This window comes from Thermus sp. H19.2 (assembly GCF_054979525.1).
This window is the reverse complement of record NZ_CM143429.1, coordinates 1358868-1384068: the sequence shown is the minus strand read 5'-3', so window position 1 is coordinate 1384068 and position 25201 is coordinate 1358868. Positions and strand designations below refer to the sequence as shown.

Annotated in this window: 24 protein-coding genes; 21 read left to right on the top strand and 3 right to left on the bottom strand. The window is 68.8% G+C overall.

What is annotated here, in order from left to right; genetic code table 11:
• The first annotated feature begins 16 nt into the window (after positions 1-16).
• The 15 genes from ACY5J6_RS07550 (at position 17) to ACY5J6_RS07480 (ending at position 16359) form a co-directional block, all read left to right on the top strand.
• Positions 17-502 carry a low molecular weight protein-tyrosine-phosphatase gene (locus tag ACY5J6_RS07550; protein ID WP_462844379.1) on the top strand — a complete coding sequence of 162 codons (486 nt, stop codon included), beginning with the start codon at positions 17-19 and terminating at the stop codon, positions 500-502.
• Positions 465-1253: a fructosamine kinase family protein gene (locus tag ACY5J6_RS07545; protein WP_462844378.1), complete on the top strand. Its 789-nt coding sequence runs from the start codon at positions 465-467 to the stop codon at positions 1251-1253. Before ACY5J6_RS07550 ends, ACY5J6_RS07545 begins: the two co-directional genes overlap by 38 nt.
• Complete coding sequence (locus ACY5J6_RS07540) at positions 1229-1978, top strand: DUF4388 domain-containing protein (protein WP_462844377.1); 750 nt, start codon at positions 1229-1231, stop codon at positions 1976-1978. Before ACY5J6_RS07545 ends, ACY5J6_RS07540 begins: the two co-directional genes overlap by 25 nt.
• A gap of 16 nt (positions 1979-1994) precedes the next feature.
• Positions 1995-2840, top strand: a complete 846-nt coding sequence (locus ACY5J6_RS07535; protein WP_462844376.1) for a pseudouridine-5'-phosphate glycosidase — start codon at positions 1995-1997, stop codon at positions 2838-2840.
• Positions 2841-2844: 4 nt separating this feature from the next.
• A complete protein-coding gene (locus ACY5J6_RS07530; RefSeq protein ID WP_462844375.1) occupies positions 2845-3708 on the top strand; it encodes a RodZ domain-containing protein in 864 nt (287 codons plus the stop codon).
• A 180-nt stretch (positions 3709-3888) separates the two neighbouring features.
• Positions 3889-5193, top strand: a complete 1305-nt coding sequence (rimO, locus tag ACY5J6_RS07525) for a 30S ribosomal protein S12 methylthiotransferase RimO (protein WP_462844374.1) — start codon at positions 3889-3891, stop codon at positions 5191-5193.
• Positions 5194-5205: 12 nt separating this feature from the next.
• A complete protein-coding gene (gene trkA / locus ACY5J6_RS07520) occupies positions 5206-6543 on the top strand; it encodes a Trk system potassium transporter TrkA (RefSeq protein ID WP_462844373.1) in 1338 nt (445 codons plus the stop codon).
• The gene (locus ACY5J6_RS07515) at positions 6515-7987 is read left to right on the top strand and encodes a TrkH family potassium uptake protein (RefSeq protein ID WP_462844372.1); all 1473 of its coding nucleotides are present in this window, start codon (positions 6515-6517) and stop codon (positions 7985-7987) included. The genes trkA and ACY5J6_RS07515 overlap by 29 nt, the downstream gene beginning before the upstream one ends.
• A 70-nt stretch (positions 7988-8057) precedes the next feature.
• Positions 8058-10514: an alpha-glucan family phosphorylase gene (glgP, locus tag ACY5J6_RS07510; RefSeq protein ID WP_462844371.1), complete on the top strand. Its 2457-nt coding sequence runs from the start codon at positions 8058-8060 to the stop codon at positions 10512-10514.
• Positions 10515-10546: 32 nt separating this feature from the next.
• Positions 10547-11311, top strand: coding sequence for an ABC transporter substrate-binding protein (locus tag ACY5J6_RS07505; protein WP_462844370.1), 765 nt, complete (start codon positions 10547-10549; stop codon positions 11309-11311).
• A 53-nt stretch (positions 11312-11364) separates the two neighbouring features.
• Positions 11365-12153, top strand: coding sequence for an amino acid ABC transporter permease (locus ACY5J6_RS07500; protein WP_462844369.1), 789 nt, complete (start codon positions 11365-11367; stop codon positions 12151-12153).
• Between the two features lie 66 nt (positions 12154-12219).
• The gene (locus tag ACY5J6_RS07495) at positions 12220-13164 is read left to right on the top strand and encodes a TAXI family TRAP transporter solute-binding subunit (protein ID WP_462846506.1); all 945 of its coding nucleotides are present in this window, start codon (positions 12220-12222) and stop codon (positions 13162-13164) included.
• Between the two features lie 61 nt (positions 13165-13225).
• Entirely contained in the window at positions 13226-15199 is a 1974-nt protein-coding gene (locus ACY5J6_RS07490; protein ID WP_462844368.1) for a TRAP transporter permease, read from the top strand.
• Positions 15196-15939 carry an amino acid ABC transporter ATP-binding protein gene (locus ACY5J6_RS07485; RefSeq protein ID WP_462844367.1) on the top strand — a complete coding sequence of 248 codons (744 nt, stop codon included), beginning with the start codon at positions 15196-15198 and terminating at the stop codon, positions 15937-15939. The genes ACY5J6_RS07490 and ACY5J6_RS07485 overlap by 4 nt, the downstream gene beginning before the upstream one ends.
• A gap of 21 nt (positions 15940-15960) precedes the next feature.
• Positions 15961-16359 (top strand): hypothetical protein, encoded by a 399-nt coding sequence (locus ACY5J6_RS07480; protein WP_462844366.1) that lies wholly within the window; start codon positions 15961-15963, stop codon positions 16357-16359.
• Here the strand turns inward: ACY5J6_RS07480 and ACY5J6_RS07475 are convergent.
• Positions 16331-17161: a patatin-like phospholipase family protein gene (locus ACY5J6_RS07475; protein WP_462844365.1), complete on the bottom strand. Its 831-nt coding sequence runs from the start codon at positions 17159-17161 to the stop codon at positions 16331-16333. The genes ACY5J6_RS07480 and ACY5J6_RS07475 overlap by 29 nt on opposite strands.
• Positions 17162-17183: 22 nt before the next feature.
• Here ACY5J6_RS07475 and trpC point away from each other — a divergent pair, with 22 nt between their 5' ends.
• From trpC to ACY5J6_RS07450, 5 genes are read left to right on the top strand one after another with little or no spacing between them, the layout of a single operon-like run.
• Complete coding sequence (gene trpC / locus ACY5J6_RS07470) at positions 17184-17948, top strand: indole-3-glycerol phosphate synthase TrpC (protein WP_462844364.1); 765 nt, start codon at positions 17184-17186, stop codon at positions 17946-17948.
• A gap of 4 nt (positions 17949-17952) precedes the next feature.
• Positions 17953-18660 (top strand): 1-(5-phosphoribosyl)-5-[(5-phosphoribosylamino)methylideneamino]imidazole-4-carboxamide isomerase, encoded by a 708-nt coding sequence (hisA, locus tag ACY5J6_RS07465; protein WP_462844363.1) that lies wholly within the window; start codon positions 17953-17955, stop codon positions 18658-18660.
• Positions 18657-18971: a hypothetical protein gene (locus ACY5J6_RS07460; RefSeq protein ID WP_462844362.1), complete on the top strand. Its 315-nt coding sequence runs from the start codon at positions 18657-18659 to the stop codon at positions 18969-18971. The genes hisA and ACY5J6_RS07460 overlap by 4 nt, the downstream gene beginning before the upstream one ends.
• The gene (recJ, locus tag ACY5J6_RS07455; protein ID WP_462844361.1) at positions 18968-20965 is read left to right on the top strand and encodes a single-stranded-DNA-specific exonuclease RecJ; all 1998 of its coding nucleotides are present in this window, start codon (positions 18968-18970) and stop codon (positions 20963-20965) included. The genes ACY5J6_RS07460 and recJ overlap by 4 nt, the downstream gene beginning before the upstream one ends.
• Complete coding sequence (locus ACY5J6_RS07450) at positions 20937-21500, top strand: DUF6812 domain-containing protein (protein WP_462844360.1); 564 nt, start codon at positions 20937-20939, stop codon at positions 21498-21500. The genes recJ and ACY5J6_RS07450 overlap by 29 nt, the downstream gene beginning before the upstream one ends.
• Here ACY5J6_RS07450 and ACY5J6_RS07445 read toward each other — a convergent pair.
• The gene (locus ACY5J6_RS07445) at positions 21484-24072 is read right to left on the bottom strand and encodes a valine--tRNA ligase (protein ID WP_462844359.1); all 2589 of its coding nucleotides are present in this window, start codon (positions 24070-24072) and stop codon (positions 21484-21486) included. The genes ACY5J6_RS07450 and ACY5J6_RS07445 overlap by 17 nt on opposite strands.
• A 59-nt stretch (positions 24073-24131) precedes the next feature.
• Between ACY5J6_RS07445 and ACY5J6_RS07440 the strand changes: the two genes are divergently transcribed.
• A complete protein-coding gene (locus ACY5J6_RS07440) occupies positions 24132-24578 on the top strand; it encodes a Uma2 family endonuclease (RefSeq protein WP_462844358.1) in 447 nt (148 codons plus the stop codon).
• Here the strand turns inward: ACY5J6_RS07440 and ACY5J6_RS07435 are convergent.
• On the bottom strand, positions 24548-25150 hold the full coding sequence (locus ACY5J6_RS07435) for a hypothetical protein (RefSeq protein WP_462844357.1): 603 nt from the start codon (positions 25148-25150) through the stop codon (positions 24548-24550). The two genes, ACY5J6_RS07440 and ACY5J6_RS07435, sit on opposite strands and share 31 nt — an antisense overlap.
• Between the last annotated feature and the right edge of the window lie 51 nt (positions 25151-25201).

Here is a 25201-nt window from a genome sequence, read left to right as displayed (position 1 = left end):
CCGCTATGATGGGGGTATGGACCGTCCCGTGCGCGTGCTCTTCGTGTGCCTCGGGAACATCTGCCGTAGCCCCCTGGCCGAGGGGGCCTTCCGCAAGCTCCTGAAGGAGCGGGGCCTCGAGGCCCACTTTGAGGTGGATTCCGCAGGCACCGGGGCCTGGCACGCCGGGGAGCCCATGGACCCCCGGGCCCGGCGGGTGTTGGAGGAGGAAGGGGCCTACTTCCCCCACGTGGCCCGGGCCATGACCCCGGAGGACGCCCGCTACTACGACCACATCCTGGTCATGGACCGGGAGAACCTGCAGGAGGTGGAGAGGCGCTTTCCCGAGGCCAGGGGCAAGGCCCGCCTCCTCCTGGAGGAGCTGGGCGGGGGGGAGGTGCCGGACCCCTACTACGGGGACCTCCAGGACTGCCGGGAGGTCTACTGGACGGTGGAGGCCGCGGTCAAGGCCTTCCTGGAACGGCATGGACCCCTTGCGCCTGTTGAGGAAGGCGGGGCTTGAGGCGGAAGGCCCCCCCGTTCCCCTCCACGGGGGGGATATGGCCCGGGTCTACCGGGTGGGGGCCTACGTGGTGAAGCTGGCGGAAGACCCTCCCCCGGGCCTTTTCCGGGCCGAGGCCCAAGGGCTTGTGGCCTTGGGGGAACGGGGCGTGCGGGTGCCCAGGGTTTACGCCTGGGCGGAAGAGGGCCTGGTGCTGGAGTACCTGCCCCCGGGCCCCCAGGACTGGGAGGGGCTTGCCCGGATGCTGGCCCATCTTCACCGGAGGCGGGAGGAGGCCTACGGGGCGGACCCCGGGTTCCTGGGCACCTTCCCCCTGCCCGGGAGGCGAGGGGGGGAATGGAGGGAGTTTTTCTTCCTGCGGTGCGTGGAGCCTTTCCTAAGGGCCACCTGGAAACGGTTGGGCGAGCTGGGCCCCAAGGTGGAGGCCCTTTTCCACAGGCCTTTGCCCACGGAGGGGCCTTCTCCCCTGCACGGTGACCTCTGGCACGGGAACGTGCACTTTTCCCAAAGGGGCCCGGCCCTCCTGGACCCTTCCTTCTTCGTGGGGGAGCGGGGGGTGGACCTGGCCATGATGCGGCTTTTCGGCGGGTTTCCCGAGACCTTCTGGCGGGCGTACCGGGAGGCCTACCCCATTCCCGAGGAGGTGGAAAGGGCCCTTCCCCGCTACCAGGTCTGCTACCTATTGGCCCACGTGCACTTCTTCGGGGAGGGCTACCTGGGGGCTTTATGGAAGGCGATTTCCGCCTCTTAGGGCCCATTGACCTCCTCCAGCTTCTGGCCCATGGGGGAAAGACCGGGGTCTTCCGGGTGGAAGGGGGGGAGGTCTACCTGGAGGGCGGCCGGCCCGTGCACGCCGCCTACCGGGGGAAGGAGGGGAAGGAGGCCCTCCTAGGCCTTCTCCTCCTCAAGGAGGGGAGGTTCCGCTTCCTTCCCGGGGAGCGGGCCCCCCGCACCTCCCTGGCCGGGCCCCTGGAGGGGTATCTCTTGGAGGCCCTTCGCCTGCTGGACGAGGGGGTGGAGGTGGGCCCCTTTGACCTGGTGCGGCCTACCCCGAAGGCCGGGGGCGCCCAGACCACCCTGGAGCCCACCGAGCTCGCCCTCCTCCTGGCCTTGGAGGAGGGCAAGAGCCCCCTGGACCTCCTTCCCGCCACAGGCCTCTCCCTGGGGGAAGTGCTCAAGCGCTTGGGGCAGCTGGCCCGGCTCCGCCTGGTGGAGGTGGTCCCCAGGGTGCCCCACACCGCCAGGCTCCGGGTGGCCCTGGGCAAGCGGGGGGCCCAGGTGGACGGGCTTCTCCTGGCCGCCTGGCGGGCCCACTACGGGGGTTTTGCCCGGGTGCGGGCGCGGGGGGCCCGGGAGGCCTCCTTGGCGGTGGAGGGGGCGGAGGGCCTTGGGGTGGAGCTTCGCCTGGCCCCAGAGCTCCTCCTTTTCCACGGCTTCCGGGTGGGGGAGGAGGTTTTGGTCTGGCCCGAGGTCTAGGCCTATACTGAAAGCCATGCCCGAAGCCCTGGTGGCCCTGGAGTCCGCGGTCCTCACCCACGGCCTGCCCTACCCCTTCAACCTGGAGACCCTCGAGGCCCTGGAGGAGGCGGTGCGGGAGGAGGGGGCCACACCCAAGACCATCGCCCTGGTGCGGGGGGAGGTGCGCGTAGGCCTAACCCCGGAGGAAAAGGCCCAACTGGCCCGAGGAGGGGCCGACAAGGCCAGCCTCTGGAACCTGGCCGCCCTCCTGGCCCAAGGGAGGAGCGCCGGCACCACCGTGGCCGCCACGGCCCATCTGGCCCACCGGTACGGCCTTCAGGTCTTCGCCACCGGGGGCATCGGTGGGGTGCACCCCGAGCCCTACGACGAAAGCGCCGACCTCGTGGCCCTCTCCCGCACCCCCATCCTGGTGGTTTCGGCGGGGCCTAAGGCCATCCTGGACCTCGGGGCCACCTTGGAGCGGCTGGAGACCCTGGGGGTGAGCGTGGTGGGTTACCGCACCGACCGCCTCCCCGCCTTCTACTCCCCCTCCTCCCCCTACCCCCTGCCCGCCCGGGTGGAGACGCCCCTGGAGGCCGCCCTCCTCTTTCGCCGGGCCCGGGAGCTTGGCCTTGGGGGCGTGCTCCTGGTGAATCCGGTCTCCCAGGGCCTCCCCTACGAGGAGGTGGCGGGGATGGTGGCGGAGGCCAGCCGCCAGGCCGCGCGCGAGGGCATCTTTGGCAAGGCCCTTACCCCCTACCTCCTCCGCCGCCTGAGCGAGCTTTCCCAAGGGGAGACCGACCGGGTCAACCGGAGGCTCCTCCTGGAAAACGCCCGCCTGGCGGCCCGCGTCGCCCTGGCCCTGGCGGGGCTAGAATAGCCTTGTGTGCGAGCTGGGGGAGAGGCTTAGAAGGGCGCGGGAGGAGCGGGGCCTGACCCTGAAGGAGGCGGCCTCCCGCCTGGCCTTGAAGGTGGCCGTCCTCGAGGCCCTGGAGGCCTGCCGCTTTGAGGCTCTCCCTGAGCCTGCCCTGGCTCGGGGTTACCTCCGGCGCTATGCCCTCCTCCTGGGCCTGGACCCCGAGCCCCTTTTGGCCCTGTACCCCGCCCTTCCCTCTTCCCCTTACCCTCCTCCCCGGCCCAGGGGGCGGCGCCTTCCCTGGAGCCTTTTTCTGGCCTTCTTCCTCCTTTTGGGCCTGGGCTACGGGGCCTTCCTTCTCCTCCGGCCGAGGCCCGCCCAGGTGGTGGAGCTTCCCCCCAAGCCCACGCCCGAGGCGCCGGAGCGCTACCCCCTTAGGGTGGCCTCCGAGCCCCCCGGGGCCCGGGTCTACCTGGACGGCTTTTACCTGGGCCAGACCCCCCTGGAGGCCCCGCCCTTGGAGGGGGGCAGGCGGGTCCTCCGCCTGGAGCTTCCCGGGTACCGGCCCCTCGAGGAGGAAATCGCCCTGGACCGTCCCCTGGCCCTCCGCTACCGCCTCGAGGCCCTGCCCCAGACCCCTCCTTCTCCTAAGGAGGCGGAGGCCGTTGCGGGGAGGCTGGTCCTAAAGGTGGAGGGCCGGAGTTGGCTTCGGGTCACCCAAGGGGAGAAGCGGCTTTACGAGGGCATTCCCGAGGTGGGGGCGGAGCTTTCCTTTGACCTGCCCGTGGAGGTGCGCTCCGGCAACCCGGGGGCGGTGCGGGTCATCCTGGAGGGGAAGGACCTCGGGCCCCTGGGGGAGCCCGGCAAGCCCCTTACCCGGCGCTTCCCCTGATACCACCCCATGCTGGCCCAAGCCAGCATGGGGGCCCCGGTCAAAAAGGCCCGCAGGGCTTCCGTACTCGGGCTTAGGCGAAGGACTCACGCCAAAGGGGTATGAAGGGCCCTCTAGAAAGGGGCTCTCCTCCTTGGCTATACTCTTCCTTTGTTGGGGCCTGCGGGCCCCGGGAGGCCTATGGCGAAGATCGGTTTTGTGAGCCTGGGGTGCCCCAAGGCCTTGGTGGACTCCGAGCAGATCCTTTCCCGGCTGAAGGCCTTAGGCTACGAGACGAGCCCCACCTACAAGGAGGCGGAGCTCGTCATCGTCAACACCTGCGGCTTCATCACCCCCGCGGTGGAGGAGAGCCTCGAGGCCATCGGGGAGGCCCTCCGGGAAAACGGCCAGGTGGTGGTCACGGGGTGCCTGGGGGCCAGGCCCGAGGTCATCCGGAAGAAGCACCCTAAGGTCCTGGAGATCACGGGCCCAGGGGAGGTGGAGAGGGTCCTCGAGGCGGTGCAGGCGGTCCTTCCCGCCCCCCGGGACCCCTTTTTGGACCTGGTGCCCCCCCAGGTCAAGCTCACCCCCCGCCACTACGCCTACCTGAAGCTCTCCGAGGGGTGCGACCACCGCTGCAGCTTCTGCATCATCCCTAAGCTGCGGGGGAGGCTCCGTTCCCGGGACGCCGCCGACGTGCTCGCCGAGGCGGCGAGGCTCGTGGCCACGGGCACCAAGGAGCTCCTCCTCATCGCCCAGGACCTCTCCGCCTACGGGGTGGACCTGGGGCACCGGGAGAGCGTCTGGGGCGACCGGCCGGTGCGGGCCGAGCTCAAGGACCTCCTCGCCCACATGGCGGAGCTTGGGGCCTGGGTTCGCCTCCACTACGTCTACCCCTACCCCCACGTGAAGGACCTGCTCCCCCTCATGGCCGAGGGGAAGGTGCTGCCCTATCTGGATGTCCCCCTTCAGCACGCTTCTGAACGGATCCTCCGCCTCATGCGCCGCCCCGGGGGGTACCAAAGCCACCTCAAGACCCTAAGGGCCTGGCGGGAGGCGGTGCCGGGGCTTGCCCTCCGTTCCACCTTCATCGTGGGCTTCCCCGGGGAGACGGAGGAGGACTTCCAGATCCTCTTGGACTTCCTGGAGGAGGCGGAGCTGGACCGGGTGGGGGTCTTCGCCTACTCCCCGGTGGAGGGGGCCGAGGCCAACCGCCTCCCGGACCACGTACCTGAAGAGGTGAAGGAGGAGCGCCGGGCGAGGCTTATGGAGCACCAAGCCCGCATCAGCCTCCGGAAGAACCAGCGCCTCGTGGGGAAGACCCTCGAGGTCCTGGTGGACGAGCTCCCCGAGCCCGGTCTTGCCGTGGGCCGCACCTACCGCGACTCCCCGGGGATTGACGGGGTGGTGTACGTGGAGACCGACGGCACGGTGCGGGTGGGGGACCGGATCCCCGTGCGCATCACCCGGGCGGAGACCCACGACCTCCACGGGGTCCAGGCGTAGGATAGGGGCGGTATGTACATCGTCATCGCCGGGGGCGGGGAGGTGGGGGGGGAGCTGGCCCGCACCTTGGAGAAGGCCCACGAGGTGGTGGTCATCGACCGCAACCCCCAGGCCAAGGAACGCTTCGCCTCGCTGGACGTCAAGGTGGTGGTGGGGGGGGCCACGGACCCCGACACCCTGAGGGAGGCCGGGGTGGACCGGGCGGACCTCTTCATCGCCAGCACCGACTCCGACGAGATCAACCTCCTGGCGAGCCTTTTGGCCAAGGGGCTTGGGGCCAAGGAGACCCTCTGCTTCGTGGGCAAGGGGGGGTACGTGGAGGTCCTCACCGACCCCCGCACCGCCGAGATCTTGGGCACCCGCATAGACAAGGTCCTCTGGCCCCAGCGGGCCATGGCCCGGGAGATCGTGGAGGTCATCCTGGTTCCCGGGGCGGTGGACACGGAGTTCCTGGCGGAGGGGCGGCTCCGCTTCGTGGAGTACCGGGTCAAGGAGGGGGGGCCCTACGCCCACCGCCTCCTCTCCGAGCTTTCCTGGCCGGAAGGGGTCTTGGTGGTGGGGGTGGTGCGCCACGGGGAGTTCCAGAGCTTTGCCCACCCCGAGTTTTCCGAGCTGGTGCTGGAGCCAGGGGACAAGCTCCTCTTCGTCACCACCCTCAAGGCCTTTCCCGAGCTGGAGGCCTGCTTTGCCTCGGGCCGGGGGGTGCGCCGGGTGATGGTCCTGGGGGGGGGCAACGTGGGCTTCATGGTGGCCCAGGAACTGGTGCGGCGGCGGATAGAGGTGGTGGTCATAGAACCCAGCGGGGAGCGGTGCCAGTGGCTGGCCCAGGAGCTGCCGGGGGCCCTCATCATCCAGGGGGACGGCACCGACCTGGAGCTTCTGCGGGCCGAGGGGATGGCGGAGGCCGATGCCGTGGTGGCCGTTACCGACAACGACGAGAAGAACCTCCTGGCTTCCCTCCTCGCCAAGCAGCTCGGGGTGGGCAAGGTCATCACCCGGGTTTCCCGCTCCGAGACCCGGAGGCTTTTTGAGGAGGTGGGGATTGACCTGCCCCTCACCCCCCGCCAGGCGGCGGTGCGGGCGGTGTTGGACTTCCTGGGTCCGGAGAACGTGGAGCACGTTTCCACTATGGACGAGAACATCGAGCTTCTGGAGGTGGAGCTTCCCGAAAGCTTTGTCCCCAGGTCCTTGCGGGGGCTTGCGGGGCCCCAGGTGGCCCCCATCGCCTTGGAGCGGGACCACCGGGTGATGCTGTACCGGGAGGGCCTCGAGGCCCTCCCCGGGGACCGGCTCTTCCTGGTGGTGGCCCGGGAGGTGGCGGATGCGGTCGTGGCCCGGATCCTCGGCTAGAGGGGGGTTCCGCTCCAGCCTCTACCTCCTGGGCCTCACCTACCAGGGCTTCGGGGGGGTGCTCCTCGCCTTCGCCTTCCTCGCCTTCCTGTGGCGGGAAGATGCCCGGGGCTTCGCCCTGGCGGCCCTTTTAGGGTTTGGGCTTGGGCGCCTCCTCCAGGCCCTGGGACACCCGGAGGCCCAGCCCAGGCGGGCCGAGGTCTTCGCCAGCGTGGCCCTCTTGTGGCTGGCGGTGCCCCTTTTGGGGGCGGTGCCCTACTGGGTTTCCGGGGGGCTTGGCTACCTGGACGCCCTCTTTGAGGCGGTCTCGGGGTTCACCACCACCGGGGCCACGGTGCTCAGCGATTTCGGCCGCTTTGGCCAGAGCCTTTTCCTCTGGCGGGGTTTCACCCAGTGGATGGGCGGCATCGGCATCGTCCTCCTCTTCCTGGTGGTCTTTCCCCAGCTCCAGGTGGCGGGGCGCCAGGCCTTCTTCGCCGAGGCTACCGGGGTGGAGAAGGAGAAGCTCACCCCCAGGCTTCGCCACACCGCCCAGGCGGTGCTCCGGGTGTACCTCCTCCTCACCGCCTTGGCCTTTCTGGCCTACCTTGGGGCGGGGGTGCCCGCCTTTGAGGCCTTGGCCAACGCCCTGGCCACCACCCCGGCCGGGGGGTTTAGCCCCAACCCGCAAAGCTTCGCCGCTTATCCTTCCCTGGCCCACTGGGCGGGGAGCTTCTTCATGTTTTTGGCGGGGGTGAACTTTCTCCTCCAGTACCGCCTCCTCTTCGGCCGGGAGGTGGGGCCCCTTTTGCGGGACCCCGAGTTCCGGGCCTATGGGACCTTGACCCTCCTGGCGGGGGCGCTTTTGGCCTTCTACCTTTACACCCACCACCTCTACGGCCTCGAGGAAAGCCTCCGCCACGCCTTCTTCCAGGTGGTTTCCATCCTCACCACCACGGGCTTCGCCAGCGTGGACTTCGCCGGGTGGGTGGTACCCGCCCAGGCGGTGCTGGTCTTCCTCATGTTCGTGGGGGGGAGCGCGGGCTCGGGGGCGGGCGGGATCAAGGTGGTGCGCTGGCTCCTGCTCTTCGGCTTCCTCAGGCGGGAGATCACCCGCACCCTTCACCCCCAGGCGGTGCTGCCCCTGCGCCTGGGGCCGAGGGTGGTTTCCGAGGAGGCCCTGCGGCAGGTTTCCGTCTTCGTCTTCCTCTACACCCTGCTTTTCGCCGCGGGAACCCTGGCCCTGGCCCTTTTGGAGAAGGACTTCGTGGTGGCCTTCACCGCCAGCGCCCAAGCCATCGGCAACATCGGCCCGGGCCTGGGCCCCGTGGGGCCCATGGGCTCTTACGCCGGCCTCCATCCCCTCGCCAAGGGGGTCCTCATCCTCTTGATGTGGGCGGGCCGGATAGAGATCCTGCCCGTGGCCCTCCTCTTGGGCCCCGAGCTCTGGAGGCGCCTCAGGTGATACCACCCCATGCCGGCATGGGGTAGTACGGCCCGCCGCCCTCCCCCCAAAGCCGGTATAATCCCCCCTCGTGAGGACCCTAGGGCACATCACGGCCATGCCCGAGCTCCCCGAGCCCCTGAGGGGTCTCAGGGAGCTCGCCTACAACCTTTGGTGGAGCTGGAACCCGGAGGCGGCAGAGCTTTTTCAGGAGGTGGACCCCTCCCTTTGGAAGCGCTTCCGCGGTAACCCCGTGAAGCTCCTCCTCGAGGTGGACCCTGCCCGTCTGGAAGGCCTCCTCGGCACCGGCTACCCGGCCCGGGTCCAGGGGGTGTTGCAGGCCCTTAGGGCCTATCTGGAGGAGCGCCAGCGGAAGAAGGGCCCCCTTACCGCCTACTTTTCCGCCGAATACGGGTTTCACAGCTCCTTGCCCATCTACGCCGGGGGGCTTGGGGTGCTGGCCGGGGACCACGTGAAGGCGGCCAGCGATCTGGGCCTGAACCTGGTGGGGGTGGGGATCTTCTACCACGAGGGCTATTTTCACCAGCATCTCTCCAAGGAAGGCGCCCAGGTGGAGGTCTACGAGCTTCTCCGCCCCGAGGAGCTTCCCCTGCTGCCGGTGGGGGACCGGGAGGGAAAGCCCCTCAGGGTGGGGGTGGAGTTCCCCGGGCGCACGGTGTGGCTTGGGGCTTACCGGGTGCAGGTGGGGGCGGTGCCGGTCTACCTCCTCACCGCCGACCTCCCGGAAAACGCCCCGGAGGATCGGGAGATCACGGCCCGGCTCTACGCCCCGGGTCTGGAGATGCGCCTCAAGCAGGAGATGGTCTTGGGCATCGGGGGGATGCGGCTTCTTAGGGCCCTGGGCCTTTCCCCCGAGGTCTTCCACATGAACGAGGGGCACTCGGCCTTTTTGGGCTTGGAGCGGATGAGGGAGCTGGTGGGGGAGGGCCACCCCTTCCCCCTGGCCCTGGAGCTGGTCCGGGCGGGGGCCCTCTTTACCACCCACACCCCGGTGCCCGCCGGGCACGACGCCTTTCCCCTGGAGCTCATGGACCAGTACCTGGGCCACCTTTGGGAAAGGCTGGGGGCGGACCGGGAGGGGGTCCTGGCTTTGGGCCTCGAGGAGAAGCCCTGGGGCAGGGTTTTTTCCATGTCCAACCTGGCCCTTAGGACCAGCGCCCAGGCCGGGGGGGTGAGCCGCCTCCACGGGGAGGTCTCCCGCCGCATGTTCCACCACCTTTGGCCGGACCTCCTCCCGGAAGAGGTGCCCATCGGCCACGTCACCAACGGGGTCCACACCTGGACCTTCCTCCATCCGAGGCTTCGCCGCCACTACGCCGAGGTCTTCGGCCCCGAGTGGTCAAAGCGTCCCGAGGACCCCACCACCTGGAAGGTGGAGGGCCTGGGGGAGGAGTTTTGGCGCATCCATAGAGAGCTTCGCGCCGAGCTCGTTCGCGAGGTGCGGCAACGGGTCTACGAGCAGCGCCGCCGCAACGGGGAAAGCCCAAGCCGCCTGCGGGAAGCCGAGCGCCTTCTGGACCCCGAGGCCCTTACCATCGGCTTCGCCCGCCGCTTCGCCACCTACAAGCGGGCCGTCCTCCTCTTCCGGGACCCCGAGCGCCTGGTCAAGATCCTCCGGGGGCCTTACCCCGTGCAGTTCGTCTTCGCCGGGAAGGCGCACCCCAAGGACGAGCCCGGTAAGGCCTACCTGCAGGAGCTCGTGGCCAGGATCCGGGAGCTGGGCCTCGAGGACCGCATGGTGGTGGTGGAGGACTACGACATGTACCTGGCCCGCCTCCTGGTCCATGGCTCCGACGTCTGGCTCAACACCCCCCGCCGCCCCATGGAGGCCAGCGGCACCAGCGGCATGAAGGCGGCCCTCAACGGGGCCCTCAACCTGAGCGTCCTGGACGGCTGGTGGGCCGAGGCCTTTAACGGCAAGAACGGCTTCGCCATCGGGGACGAGAGGGTCTACGAAAGCGAGGAGGCCCAGGACATGGCCGACGCCCAGGCCCTCTACGACGTCCTGGAGTCCGAGGTCCTCCCCCTCTTCTACGCCAAGGGCCCCGAGGGCTACTCCGCCAGCTGGCTGGCCATGATCCACGAGAGCCTGCGCACCGTGGGGCCCTACTTCAGCGCCGCCCGCATGGTGAGGGAGTACCTGGCCCTTTACCAAAGGGGGGCGGAGATGGCCCAGCGCGCCCGGGAGGCGGCCAAAACCCTGGAGGCTCTCCACCAAACCCTTCCTGTCTTTTTCGCCCTGGGGCTTCGGGTGGAGGCCCCGGGCCACCTCACCCTCAATGGCGAGCCCCTCCGGGTGCGGGCCTGGGTGGAGGGGGAGGTGCCCGAGGCTCTGAAGCCCTTCCTGGAGGTCCAGCTGGTGGTCAAGCGGAGCACGGGGGAGCTGGAGGTGGTTCCCCTGGCCCCTTCCCAGGGGGGGTACGAGGGGGGCTTCCGCCCCCACCGCCCGGGAAGCTACACCTACGGGGTGCGCCTGGCCCTGAGGCACCCCATCACGGGGAGGGTGATGTGGGTGCGCTGGGCCTAGGCGTGTATAATCAGCCCCGTTAGGAGGTGGGCATGAAAAGGTTTGCGCTTTGGCTGGGGGTGTTGGCGCTGGGCTTGGCCTTGGCCCAGGTGCGGAGCTTCGACGCCATCCGGCGCTCAGGGGAAATCCGCATCGGCACGGAAGGGGCCTTCCCCCCCTTCAACTACTTTGACGAGAAGAACCAGCTTGCGGGCTTTGAGGTGGACCTGGGCAACGCCATCGCCAAGAAGCTGGGCTTGAAACCCGTTTGGATCGCCCAGTCCTTTGACAGCCTCCTCATCCAGCTCAACCAGGGGCGCTTTGACTTCGTCATCGCCTCCCACGGCATCACCGAGGAGCGGGCCAAAGCGGTGGACTTCACCAACCCTCATTACTGCACGGGCGGGGTGATCGTGAGCAAAAAGGGAGGGCCCAGGACCGCCAAGGACCTCCAGGGCAAGGTGGTGGGGGTGCAGATCGGCACCACCTACATGGAGGCCGCCCAGAAGATCCCCGGGGTCAAACAGGTGCGCACCTACCAGAAGGACCCCGATGCCCTCCAAGACCTCCTGGCGGGCCGCCTGGACGCCTGGATCACCGACCGTTTCGTGGCCAAGGAGGCCATCAAGGAAAGGAAGCTGGAGGGCACCCTTCAGCTGGGCGAGCTCCTCTTCCAGGAGAGGGTGGCCATGGCGGTGGCCAAGGGGAACAAGGGCCTGTTGGATGCCCTCAACCAAGCCCTGGCCGACCTGATGAAGGACGGCACTTACGCCCAGATCTCCAAGAAGTGGTTTGGCGAGGACGTGCGTTGCCGATAGCCGCCGCCTAGGCCCTGGGGCGGGAAGGCCCCGGGGCCTATCCTTGAGGCAAGATGCGCTTTTTCCTTCGCGCCCTTCTCTTCCTCGCCCTTATCGCCCTGGGGTACGTGGCCTTTTTCGCCCTTTTGGGCCTGGCCTTGGAGCGGTACTTCCTCCTGGCGGGCTTTGGCCCCGAGCGGGCGGCCTCGGCGGGGCAGGCCATGGCCCAGGGGGCGGAGGTCACCCTCAAGCTCACCCTCCTCTCCGGGGGGGCGGGGCTTATTATCGGCGTCTTGGCGGGGATGTTCCGCCTCTCGGCCCGGCCCTGGGTGCGGCTCCCCGCCGCTTTTTACATCTGGGTCATCCGGGGTACGCCCCTCCTCGTCCAGATCCTCTTCGCCTACACGGCCTTTCCCCTGCTCCTAACGCCCCTATGGCCCACCGCCCAGCAGGCCCTTACCCCCTACTGGGCGGCCTTCCTTGCCCTGGCCTTCAACGTGGGGGCCTACAACGCCGAGGTGGTGCGGGCCGGGATCCAGGCCATTCCCAAGGGGCAGTGGGAGGCGGCCTGGTCCTTGGGGCTTTCCCCGGGGGACACCATGCGCTTTATCGTCCTGCCCCAGGCCCTGAGGATCGTGGTGCCCCCTCTGGTCAACAACGTGGTGGCCCTCCTCAAGGACTCCTCCTTGGCTAGCGTCATCACCCTCACGGAGCTCGCCCTTTCGGGCCAGCGCATCATCTCGGCCACCTTCCGGCCCGTGGAGGTCTATTTGGCGGTGGCCACCATTTACCTGCTCCTCACCACGGTGCTCACCCTCTTCACCAACCGCCTCGAGGCCCGGCTCAAGGTGGCGGGCCGCTAAAAGGCTTGCGGGAGGTGGGCCCCCGGGGTATACTGACCCCGGCCTAAAGGAGGTGGTTTTATGCGGATGAAGAAGGTACTGTTGACGGCCCTAGCCCTCCTCGGCCTGGGAATGGCCCAGGAGTTCCTCACCATCGGCTCCGGCTCCACCACCGGGGTCTACTTCCCCGTGGCCACGGGCATGGCCAAGCTGGTGAACGATGCGGGCGTGGGTATCCGGGCCAACGCCCGCTCCACCGGCGGAAGCGTGGCCAACATCAACGCCATCGCCGCCGGGGAGTTTGAGATGGCCTTGGCCCAGAACGACATCGCCTACTACGCCTACCAGGGCTGCTGCATCCCCGCCTTTGACGGTAAGCCCGTGAAGGCCATCCGGGCCCTGGCCGCCCTCTACCCCGAGGTGGTCCACATCGTGGCCCGCGCCGACGCCGGCATCCGCACCGTGGCCGACCTCAAGGGCAGGCGCGTGGTGGTGGGGGACGTGGGCTCCGGCACCGAGCAGAACGCCCGGCAGATCCTCGAGGCCTACGGCCTCCGCTTTGAGGACCTGGGCCAGGCCATCCGGGTGAGCGCCACCCAGGGCATCCAGCTCATGCAGGACAAGCGGGCGGACGCCCTCTTCTACACCGTGGGCCTGGGAGCGAGCGCCATCCAGCAGCTGGCCCTCACCACCCCTATCGCCCTGGTGGCCGTGGACCTGAACCGGGTCCAGGCCATTGCCAAGAAGTACCCCTTCTACGTGGGCTTCAACATCCCGGGGGGCACCTACAAGGGCGTGGACGTGACCACGCCCACGGTGGCGGTGCAGGCCATGCTCATCGCCTCGGAGAAGCTTTCCGAGGAAACGGTCTACAAGTTCATGAAGGCGGTCTTCGGCAACCAGGAGGCCTTCAAGAAGATCCACCCCAACCTGGAGCGCTTCTTCAGCCTGCCGAAGGCGGTGAGGGGCCTCCCCATTCCCCTCCACCCCGGAGCGGAGCGCTTCTACAAGGAGGCCGGGGTCCTGAAGTAGGCCCCTAGCCCCAATAAGGAGGGGCCCCCCTTGGGGGCCCCTCCTCCGGTAAGGGGAAGGCATGGACAAGGACGCGGCGCTTCTCGTGGAGGAGTCGGAGCTTGGGGGAAGGCGCCCCAAGGGGTGGGCCCGCTACCTCCTCTTCGGCCTCGGGGTGGCCTGGAGCCTCTTCCAGCTTTGGGCCACGGAGCTTGGCACCCTGGACCCCTTGCGTTTAAGGGCCTTGCATCTGGCCTTCGCCTTGAGCCTGGCCTTTTTGGCCTACCCGGGAAGGCGGGGGCCACGGGAGGGTATTCCCCTTCTGGACTGGCTTTTGGCCTTTCTGGGGGCGGCGGGGGCCCTGTACGTGGTGTGGGACTACTACGGCATCACCCAGCTCCGGGGCGGGATCCCCAGCGAGAGGGACGTGGTCATGGGGACCCTCACCCTCCTCGTCCTCTTCGTGGCCAGCTGGCGGGTGGTGGGGCCCGCCTTGCCCATCATCGCCTCTGCCTTCGTCCTCTACGCCCTCACCGGGCCCAAGGGCCTCATTCCCTACACGCTCCCCTCCTGGCTCCAGCTTCACGCCGGGAGCCAGTGGGGCCAGCTCATGGGCCAGCTCTACACCACCGCCGAGGGGATCTGGGGCGTGCCCTTGGGGGTTTCCGCCACCTTCGTCTTCCTCTTCGTCCTCTTCGGGGCCCTCTTGGAGAAGGCGGGGGCGGGGCACTTCTTCATCCAGGTGGCCTACGCCCTCCTCGGCCACTTCCGCGGCGGTCCCGCCAAGGCGGCGGTGGTGGCCAGCGCCCTCACGGGGGTGGTCTCGGGGAGTTCCGTGTCCAACGTGGTCACCACCGGCACCTTCACCATCCCCCTGATGAAGCGGGTGGGTTACCCCCCGGAGAAGGCAGGGGCGGTGGAGGTGGCGAGCTCCTCCAACGGCCAGCTCATGCCCCCGGTGATGGGGGCGGCGGCCTTCATCATGGCCGAGTTCCTGAACATCCCCTACAGCCAGCTCATCCTCATCGCCCTCCTCCCCGCCCTCCTCGCCTACGCCACCCTCTTCGTCACCGTCCACCTCGAGGCCCTGCGCCTGGGCCTCAAGGGCGTGCCCCGCTCCGAGCTTCCTCCTCTCGCCCCTGTCCTCCGCTCGGGGGCCCACTACCTCCTGCCCCTGGCCTACCTCATCTATGCCCTGGTGGCCCTTAGGCTCACCCCGGAGCGGGCGGCCTTGAACACCCTCTTCCTCATGGCCCTCCTCATCCTCCTGCAGGAGGCCTGGCGGGCCTGGAGGAGCGGGGCGGGGGTGGGGTTCGGGCTCCTGCGGGGCCTCAGGCTCCTCGTGGAGGGCCTCGAGGCGGGGGCGAGGGGCATGGTGGGCATCGCCCTGGCCACGGCCTCCGCCGGGGTCATCGTGGGCATCGTCACCATGACGGGCATCGGCTTCGGCCTCACGGACATCGTGGAGAGGCTTTCCGGGGGGAACCTGATCCTCGTCCTCCTCCTCGCCCAGCTCACGAGCCTCCTCCTCGGCATGGGCCTTCCCACCACCGCCAACTACATCGTCATGGCCTCCCTGGTGGTGCCGGTGGTCCTGAACCTGGCGGAGAAGGCCGGGTACGCCGTGCCCCCGGTGGCGGCCCACATGTTCGTCTTCTACTTCGGCATCATGGCCGACTCCACGCCCCCCGTGGCCCTGGCCGCCTACGCCGCCAGCGCCATCGCCCGCTCCGACTTCTGGAAGACGGCGGTCCAGGGCTTCGTCTACGAGCTCAGGACCGCTCTCCTGGCCTACATGTTCTTCTTCAACCCCAAGCTCCTCCTCCTGGGGGTGGCCTCCTTGGGCGAGGGGCTCTGGGTCTTCCTCACCGCCCTCTTGGGTATGGCGGCCTTCAGCGCCGCCCTGGTGGGCTTCCTGCACCGGCCCACGAACCTCCTGGAGAGGGCTCTTCTCCTGGGGGCGGCCCTGACCCTGGTGGTCCCGGGGCTTCTCACGGACGCCATCGGGTTTGGCCTCTTCCTCCTGGCCTACCTCCTCCAGCGGGTGCGAAAATGAGAGCGGTGGAGCCCATCATCAAGATCCACAACCTGCACAAGTGGTTCGGTCCCCTGCACGTCCTGAAGGGGATTCATCTGGAGGTGGCCCCTGGGGAGAAGCTGGTGATCATCGGCCCCTCGGGCTCGGGGAAGAGCACCCTCATCCGCACGGTCAACCGCCTGGAGGACTTCCAGGAGGGGGAGGTGTGGGTGGACGGGCGGAACGTCAAGGAGGAGCGGGCCCTAAGGGAGGTCCGGCGGGAGGTGGGGATGGTCTTCCAGCAGTTCAACCTCTTCCCCCACATGACGGTTTTGGAGAACGTGACCCTGGCGCCCATAAGGGTTCGGCGCTGGTCCCGGGAGAAGGCGGAGCGGAAGGCCCTGGAGCTTTTGGAGCGGGTGGGGATTTTGGACCAGGCGAGGAAGTACCCGGGGCAGCTTTCCGGGGGCCAGCAGCAGCGGGTGGCCATTGCGAGGGCGCTGGCCATGGAGCCCAAGATCATGCTTTTTGACGAGCCCACGAGCGCTTTGGACCCGGAGATGGTGGGGGAGGTGTTGGACGTGATGCGGGACCTGGCGCGGGGGGGGATGACGATGCTGGTGGTGACGCACGAGATGGGGTTTGCCCGGGAGGTGGCGGACCGGGTGGTGTTCATGGACGGGGGGCAGATCGTGGAGGAGGGGAGGCCGGAGGAGATCTTCACCCGGCCCAAGGAGGAGAGGACCCGGGCCTTCTTGGAGCGGGTCCTCCACCACTGAAAAGGCGAGGGGGCGTTTCCCTTGGAGGCGCTAAAGGCCCTTCTGGACCCCGGGGCGGACCCGGCCCTGAGGCGCCGGGGGCTATGGCTTTACGGGATCGCCCTTTTTCTCTGGCAGGGGGGGGTCCTCCTTCTCCTCGCCTTCCTCCTGCCCCAGGCCTTCCATCCCGCCCTGTACCTCCTGGCTTTCCTTGGGGGGGGGTGGCTTTACCGCCAGGGGGAGGAGGCCCTGAAGGAGGAGGGCCCCCTGGCTCCCCTGGTGGCCGTGGGGCTGGGAGCGGCCCTCTTCCTCTTCCTGGGGACGGTGGGCCTCCTCCTGAGACCCCAGGGGCTTTTCCTCCTTCCCCTGGGCCTGGGGCTGGGCCTGGCCCTGGGGCGCCGGGCGGAGAGGGTTATGGGCGGTAAAGGAGGAGGTCCTTGAGGCGTACCCGGGCCAGGGCCTGCACCTCCTTGAGCCTTTCCCAGGCCCGCTTCTGGCCGAGCTCGTAGACCAGGGGAAGCTTTTCGTGGTCAAAGGTGTCTATGGGGAAGGGGGGGTCCAGGGCGATGACCAGGTCCGCCTCCTTCAGGGCCAGGGCCTTGAGCCGCCTCCGGCTGGCTTCGCCTGCCAGGAGGGCGGCCTCGAGGGCGGTCTTGGGCGGCTCCTTGGGCGGAGGGTTGGAGACGTCCACGGCCACCACCTTGGGGAAGAGGGCCTTGGCCGCCCGCACCGGCACCTTTTCCGCCACATCCCCGTCCACCAGAAGGCGGCCTCCCCAGGGGACGGGGGGGAAGAGGCCGGGGATGGACATGCTGGCCAGCACCGCCTGCCACACCGGGCCTTCCCGGAGCACTACCCTTTCCCCGGTGAGGAGGTCGGCGGTCTGGATGGCCAGGGGAAGGGGGCTTTCCTCCAAGCGGGCCTCGCCGAAGAGGCGCCTTAGCCCTTGGGCCACCCTTTCGGCTTCGGCCAGGTGCGGGCGGCGCAGGGCGGTGAAAAGGCGGGCCAGGGCGCGGAGGTTCCCCCCATGGGAGAGCCGGGCCACCTCCCGGTCAAAGACGGCCTCGTGCACCTTCCAGGGATTCCGGTGGCCGAAGGCCCAGGCGGCCGCCGCCAGGGCCCCGGCGGAGCTCCCCGCAAGGCCCCGGATGGGGACGCCCGCCTCCTCCAGGACGGAAAGCACCCCGAGGTGGGCGTAGCCCCGCACACCCCCTCCGCCCAAGGCCAGGGCGACACCGCGCATATCCCCAGCATAAAATGCTGCCATGCGGCCGGACCTTGCCCGCGTCCCCGGGGTCTTAGGGGAGATCGCCCGGAAGAGGGCTATGGAGGTGGCCCCCTACCCCCTTCCCGAGCCTCCTCCGGCGCCCTCCTTCAAGGAGGCCCTCCTCCTCCCAGGGCTTTCCGTGATCGCCGAGGTGAAGCGGCAAAGCCCTTCGGAGGGGGTCATCCGGGAGGTGGACCCGGTGGAGGCCGCCCGGGCCTACGAGCGGGGTGGGGCCAAGGCCATCAGCGTCCTTACCGAGCCCCACCGTTTTGGGGGAAGCCTCTTGGACCTCAAGCGGGTGCGGGAGGCGGTGGGCCTTCCCCTCCTGCGCAAGGACTTCGTGGTGGACCCCTTCATGCTGGAGGAGGCCCGGGCCCATGGGGCGAGCGCCGCCCTCCTTATCGTGGCCCTCCTGGGGGAGCTCACCGGGGCCTATGTGGAGGAGGCGAGAAGGCTTGGGCTGGAGGCCCTGGTGGAGGTGCACACCGAGAGGGAGCTGGAGATCGCCCTCGAGGCGGGCGCGGAGGTCCTCGGGGTCAACAACCGGGACCTCGCCACCTTGCGCATAGACCTGGAGACCGCCCCCCGACTCGGCCGCCTGGCCCGAAAGCGGGGCTTCGGCGGGGTTTTGGTGGCGGAGTCGGGGTATTCCCGGAAGGAGGAGCTAAGGGCCTTGGAGGGGCTTTTTGACGCCGTCCTCATCGGCACGAGCCTCATGCGAAGCCCCGACCTGGAGGGCGCCTTGCGGGAGCTTGTAGGATAGGGCCATGTGGCTCATCCCCGCGGTGGACCTTAAGGGCGGCCAGGCGGTGCGCCTCTCGGAGGGGGACCCCTCGCGGAAGACCCTTTACGGGGACCCTGTGGAGGCCGCCTTGCGCTGGCAGAGGGAGGGAGCGCGGCTTCTCCACCTGGTGGACCTGGACCGGGCCCTGGGCACGGGGGAAAACCGGGAAGCCATCCAAAGGATCGCCGAGGCCCTGGCCATCCCCTTCCAGCTGGCCGGGGGTCTCCGCACCCTCGAGGCCCTGAGGGAGGCCCTTGCCTTGGGGGCGCGCCGGGCGGTGGTGGGCACGGTGGCGGTGAAGGACCCGGGGCTTCTGGAAAGGATGCTTCAGGAGGCGGGCCCGGAGCGCTTGGCCGTGGCCCTGGACGCCCGGGGCCTGGAGGTGGTGGTTTCGGGCTGGCAGGAGAGGGCCTCCCTTTCCGCCCTGGACCTCCTAAGGACCTGGGCGGACCTGGGGGTGCGCACGGTGATCTACACCGACGTGCGCCGGGACGGGACCCTCCGGGGTTTGGACCTGGAGGCGGTGGCCCGGGTGCGGGAAGCCTGGCCCTTTGAGCTCATCGCCGGGGGAGGCATCGCCTCCTTGGAGGACGTCCTGGCCCTGAAGCGCCTAAAGGTGGAGGGGGCCCTTCTGGGCAAGGCCCTTTACGAGGGGCGAATAAGGCTTCCAGAGCTTTTGGAGGTGGTATGAAGCTCGTTCAGTGGGTCTTCCTCCTGGTGACCCTGGGAGCGGGGGCGGTGGGGGTTTACGTGTACTACGCCTACCCCTTCTTGGCCCTCCCCTCTCCCTGGGGCCTCCTTCCCCTTTACTACCTGCTTCCTGGGGCCTACTTTTTGGGGCTCCTGATGGGGGGGTCTTTCGCCTTGGCCCTTTGGCTTAGGGGGCTTGGGGAGAGGCGGGGGCTTCTCAGGGAGGTGCGGCGGTTGCAGGGGGAGGTGAACGCCCTCAAGCGGGAGCGTCTCGAGGAGATTCCCCGCATCCCCGACCGGGAAGAGCCATGAGCCGGGTCCGCTGGCGGCTTCTCTCCCTGCCGCCCGTGGACGGTTGGCGGGAGGTGATGGCCCTCTTTGGGGTGGGTCCGGAGGCGGCTTTGGCCCTTTGGCACCGGGGCGTTAGGCGGCCGGAGGACCTGGACCCGCCCTTGGCCCTCCTTCCCCTAAGGGGCCTGGAGGAGGCGGTGGACCTTCTCCAGACCGCCCTACGGGAGGGCAAGCGCATCCGCGTGCATGGGGACTACGACGCCGACGGCCTCACGGGCACGGCCATCCTGGTGCGGGGCCTTTCCGCTTTGGGGGCCAGGGTCCACCCCTTTATCCCCCACCGCCTCGAGGAGGGCTACGGCGTCCTCATGGACCGGGTTCCCGAACACCTCGAGGCCTCGGACCTCTTCCTCACTGTGGACTGCGGCATCGCCAACCACGCCGAGCTTCGGGAACTCGTGGAAAACGGGGTGCAGGTCCTGGTCACCGACCACCACACCCCCGGAAAGACCCCACCGCCCGGCCTCGTCCTTCACCCCGCCTACACCCCAGGCCTAAAGGAGAAGCCCACGGGGGCCGGGGTGGCCTTTCTCCTCCTCTGGGCGCTCCGCCGACGGCTGGGCCTCCCTCCGCCCCTGGAGCACGCCGACCTCGCCGCGGTGGGCACCATCGCCGACGTGGCCTCCCTCTGGGGCTGGAACCGGGCCTTGGTGCGGGAGGGCCTTTCCCGCCTCCAGGACTCCCCTTGGACGGGCCTGAGGCGCCTGGCCCAGGCGGTGGGCTACACGGGGAAGGCGGTGGAGGTGGCCTTCCGCATCGCCCCCCGCCTCAACGCCGCAAGCCGCCTGGGGGAGGCCGAGAAGGCCTTGAGGCTTCTACTCACCGACGACGAGGCCGAAGCCGAGGCCCTGGTGCAGGAGCTTTCCCGCCTGAACGCTCGCCGCCAGGCCATAGAGGAGGAGATGCTCCGCCGCCTCCTGCCCCAGGCGGACCCGGAGGAGAAGGCCATCGTCCTCCTGGACCCCGAAGGCCACCCCGGGGTGATGGGCATCGTGGCAAGCCGCATCCTGGAGGCCACGCTCCGGCCCGTCTTCCTGGTGGCCCAAGGTAAGGGAACGGTGCGGAGCCTTCCTCCCATCAGCGCCGTGGAGGCCCTCAGGAGTGCGGAAGACCTCCTCCTCCGCTACGGGGGACACCGGGAGGCGGCGGGCTTCGCCTTGGAAGAGGAGCGCTTCCCCGAGCTTAAGAGGCGCCTTTTGGCTTACGCCCAAAGCTTCCCCGATCCCGTGAAGGAGGTGGAGCTCGTGGCGCCCCTTCCACCCCCTTCCCTCCTGCCCCAGGTCTTTCGCGAGCTTCTGCCCCTGGAGCCCTATGGGGCCGGGAACCCGGAGCCCCTTTTCCTCCTCGCAGGCCTTCCCGAAGACGTTCGCGCCCTGGGAGAGGGGCGGCACCTGGCCTTCCGCCTAGGGGGGGTGCGGGTGGTGGCCTGGCGTATGGGCCAGGCCACCCTACCCCAGGAGGTGGAGGTGGCGGGCCTCCTCACCGAAAACGCCTGGAACGGGAGCCTGAGCTACGAGGTCCAGGCCCTGGACCTCCGGGAGCCCCAGGAGGTCTCGGGGGGGGTGGAGCCCTTTGCCTTTCCCGTGCCCCTGGCCGAGGCCCTGGCCCGGGCCCGCCTGGGGGAAGGGGTCTACGTCCCCGAGGACAACCCGGAGGGCCTGGACTACGCCAGGAAGGCGGGCTTCCACCTCCTTCCCCCCGAGGAGGCCGGGCTCTGGCTCGGCCTTCCCCCGAGGCCGGTCCTGGGCAGGCGGGTGGAGGTGGCCCTGGGGCGGGAGGCGCGGGCGAGGCTTTCCGTCCCGCCCGTCCTCCACACCCCCGAGGCCCGGCTCAAAGCCCTCGTCCACCGCCGCCTCCTCTTCGCCTACGAGCGCCGCCATCCGGGCCTCTTCAGCGAGGCCCTCCTCGTCTACTGGGAGGTGAGCCGTGTACAGGAGTCCGCGGGAAGCCCATGAGGCCCGGATCCACACCGCAACCCACCGGATCTACGGGACCCTCTACCTGGTCCCGGGGTCCGGCACCGCCGACTTGCTCAACCAGGAAAGGCCCTATCTTCCCCTGACCGGGGCCCTGGTCTACGCCTCCGGCTTTCGCCACCCCCCCGAGGCCCGGGACCTCAAGGCCAGCGTGGGCTTTCTGGCCCTTCGCAAAGAGCGCATCCAGTGGGTGGTGGGGGGGAGGGCCTCGGAGCCCCGCACCAGCCCTGGCCTTTTGGAAAGGCGGCGCCTGGCCTTCCTCTTCGGGGACTACCTCCTGGCCGGGGAGCTTCTCCTGCCGCGGGGGGTGAGGCTCTCCGACTTCCTCTCCCAAGCCAAGCCCTTCCAGACCCTCTTGGAGGCCAGGCTCTACCCCCTGGCCCCCGACAGGCCCATGGTGGACCTGGAGCCCCTAGAGAGCTTTTCTTTCGTCACCCTCAACCTACGCCTGGCCGAGGGCGTGGCCGAGGCCCCAGGGGGGGGCCAGGACCCCAGGCTCACCCTATTTGGCTGAGGGCTTCCCGCAGGCGGGCGATCTGGTCCAGGTTTTCCCTAAGCCTTGCCTCCTCTGCCTCCACCACCTCTTTAGGGGCCCTCTCCTTGAACCCGGGGGCGGAGAGCTTTCGCTCGCTCTTCTCCGCCAGGCTCAGGAGCTCCTTGAGGCGCTTCTCCTGGCGGCGCTTCCACTCCTCCACGTCCAGAAGCCCCTCCAAGGGCATGCGCGCCGTGAGGCGGGGCATGGCCTTCACCAAGGCCTTCGTCGGCCTCTCGGAGAGGAGCTCGGCCCGGCTCAGGAAGCGGAAGACCTCGAGGTTCTCCCGCACGGGGGCGGTTTCCCCCTCGAGGTACACCCGCACCTCCTGGCCCGGGGGAAGCCCCGCCTCGGCCCTTAGGGCCCGCACCGCCGTCACCGCCTGCTTGAGGGCTTCAAACCGGGCCTCGGCCTCCTCGTCCCTTTCCCCCGGCTCGGGCCAGGCCTCGAGGGCGAGCTCCTCCTTGCCGGTGAGGGCTTGGTAGAGCTCGCTGGTGAGGAAGGGCATCATGGGGTGGAGGAGCTTGAGGAGGGCGGCGAGGGTTTCCTCCAGGGTCCTTAGGGTGTGGGCGTTCCCCGCCTTGAGGGCGGGCTTGCTGGCCTCGAGGTACCAGTCGCAGAACTCGCCCCAGACGAGCTCGTAGACCTCCCGGGCCGCCTGGGCCAGGTCCAGGGCCTCGTAGAGGGCGGTGATCTCCTCCACGCCCCGGCTCAGGCGGCTTCGCATCCAGCGGTCCGCCAGGGTAGGGGCGTCCTCCTTGGCCTGGAAGCCTTCCCGGGAGAGGAGGACGAAGCGGGCGGCGTTGTAGAGCTTGTTGGCGAAGTTGCGGGCCATCTCCAGCCAGCGGAGGTCAAGCCGGATGTCCTGCCCCCCCGTGGCCAGGTAGGTGAGGGCGAAGCGCAGGGCGTCCGCCCCGTAGCGCTCCACCATCTCCAAGGGGTCTATGACGTTCCCCTTGGACTTGGACATCTTCTGGCCCTTCTCGTCCAGCACGAGGCCGTGGAGGAGGACGGTCTTAAAGGGCCTCTCCCCCATGAAGTGGTAGCCGGAGACCTCCATGCGGGAAACCCAGAGGAAGAGGATGTCGTACCCCGTGACCAGCACGTCCCCGGGGTAGAAGGCCTTGAGGTCCTCCGTCTCCTCGGGCCAGCCCAGGGTGGAGAGGGGCCATAGCGCCGAGGAGAACCAGGTGTCAAAGACGTCCTCGTCCCGTTTTAAGCGGGGGCTCCCGCAGGCCTCGCAGGAGGTGGGGTCCTCTAGGTAGCGCTCAGGGTGCGGCACGTTCACCGCGTGGCAGTCCTCGCAGTACCAGGCGGGGATCTGGTGCCCCCACCAGAGCTGCCGGGAGATGTTCCAGTCCTTGACGTTCTCCAGCCAATCTATGTTCACCTTCTTCCAGCGCTCGGGGACGAAGGCGATCTCCCCCCGCCTGAGGCCCCTTAGCACCTCCTCCGCAAGGGGTTTCATCCTAAGCCACCACTGGGGGAAGACGGCGTACTCAATGGGGGTGCCGCAACGGGAGCAGGTGGCGAGGGCGATGGTGTAGTCCTCCTCCTTCACCAGGTGCCCCGCCTCCCGGAAGAGCTCCACCGCCTTCCTCCGGGCCGCAAAGCGGTCCAGGCCCCGGAGGGCCTCTGGGACCCGCTCCCCTTCCATCTTCCCCTCCAGGCTGATGACGGAGACGGGCTTGAGGCCGTGGCGCTCCCCGATCTCGTAGTCCAGGGGGTCGTGGGCCGGGGTGACCTTGAGGGCCCCGGTGCCGAAGTCCTTCTCCACGGCGGGGTCGGCGAGGATGGGGATCCAGACCTCGGTGAGGGGAATCCGGGCCCTTTTGCCGATGAGCTCCCGGTAGCGCTCGTCCTCGGGGTGGACGGCGATGGCCTGGTCGGCGAAGACGGTCTCGGGGCGCACCGTGGCGATCTCTATATGCCCGCCCCCCTCCACCTCGTAGCGCAGGGTGTAGAGCTTGCCCGGGGTGGGCTCGGTCTCCACCTCGAGGTCCGAGAGGGTGGTCTCGCACCGGGGGCACCAGTTCACGAGCCGGGGGGCCCGGTAGGCCAGGCCCTCGTGGTAGTAGCGGCTGAAGGCGTAGCGCACCGCGCGGGAGCGCTTCTCGTCCATGGTGAAGGCTTCCCGGCTCCAGTCGGCGCTGGCCCCGAGCCGCTTGAGTTGCTTCAGGATCGTCCCCCCGGACTCCTCCTTCCACTGCCAGACCCTTTCCAAGAACTTCTCCCGCCCCAGGTCGTGCCGAGTCTTTCCTTCCTTGAGGAGGAGGCGCTCCACCACCACCTGGGTGGCGATGCCGGCGTGGTCGGTGCCGGGAAGCCACACCGCCTCAAACCCCCGCATGCGCTTGTAGCGGATGAGGGCGCCTTGGAGGCTGTTGTCCAGGGCGTGGCCCATGTGGAGGGAGCCGGTGACGTTGGGGGGGGGCATGAAGATGACGAAGGGGGGTTTGCCGCTTTTGGGGTCCGCCACGAAGGGGTTCTTCGCCCACTTCTCCGCCCACTTGGGCTCCACGGACTTGGGGTCATAGGCCTTGGGCAGGTCCATGCTACCCTCTACTTTACCCGTAGGCGCTTGGATGGAACCATGGGCGAGGCGGTCCGGGCGTGGCCCTTAAGCCTTGCGGCCTACCTGGAGATGAACCTGGCTTTCCTCCTCAGGGAGGCGGTCCGAAGGGGTGCCGCCTTTACACGGAGACCGTGAAGCTAAAGGTTGCAGACCGTACCGTCTATTACCCGGACCTCATGGCGGTCTGCGGAAGCCCTTCGCCTCATCCCCTTTACGAGGAGGCCCCTTGTCTGATGGCGGAGGTGGTTTCTCCCTCCACGGAGCGCCTGGACCGGGGGGAGAAGCGCTGGAACTACCTCTTTCTGCCCTCCCTCGAGGCCTACCTCCTGGTGGGTGCGGCCACGCCACGGGTGGAGGTGTACCGCAAGGTAGGGGAGGGTGTGGTCCAGGAGGTCCGCACCGAGGGCCGACTGCTCCTGCCCTGCGTGGGCGCCCCCTTGGACCTGGCCGCCCTTTACGAGGGGGTAGAGCTGGAGAGGGCGTAGAGGTAGTACCGCCCCTCTCCTAGGTGGAAGAAGGCCTCCTCGTAGGCCAGGCCTTCTATGGGGGTGGTGGGGGGGATTGGGAGGAAAACCCCGCCCACCCGGATCCCCTCGGGCAGGACCTCCAGGGGGCCTTGGGCCACCTCCTGGCTTTCCGCCTCGAGGTCGTTCAAGGGGGTGTGGAGGAGGCGCACCGGGAGGCCCTGGAGGCTATGGAGGACGTTCCTTTCGTCGCCGAAGGGCGCCCGGTGGAGGAGGCGCTCCTCCACCTCCACCACCTCCCCCAAAAGGGCGTAGCGGTCCAGGGGGAGGAGGGCCCTGCCGCCTTCCAGGAGGACCAGGAAGCGGGTCCGGTCCTCCTCGGAGAGGCGCACGGGGGCCCTGTGGCGGCCTACCCTGGGGTCTTGGTCCAGGTTCCCCCGGAGGAGGGCCTTGGCGGCCTTTAGGGCTTCTTCCCGGGTGGCGTAGAGGCTGTAGGGGTTTACCTTGAAGAGGAGTTCATAGCCCCTGGGGCCCTGCACCAGCCAGGCCAGGTGGAGCTCGTAGAAGCGCTTCTTCTGCCACTCGGGGTACACGGGCGAGTATACTGTGCCTTCGCCCCTTGCCCAAAACTATCCTCGGGTATA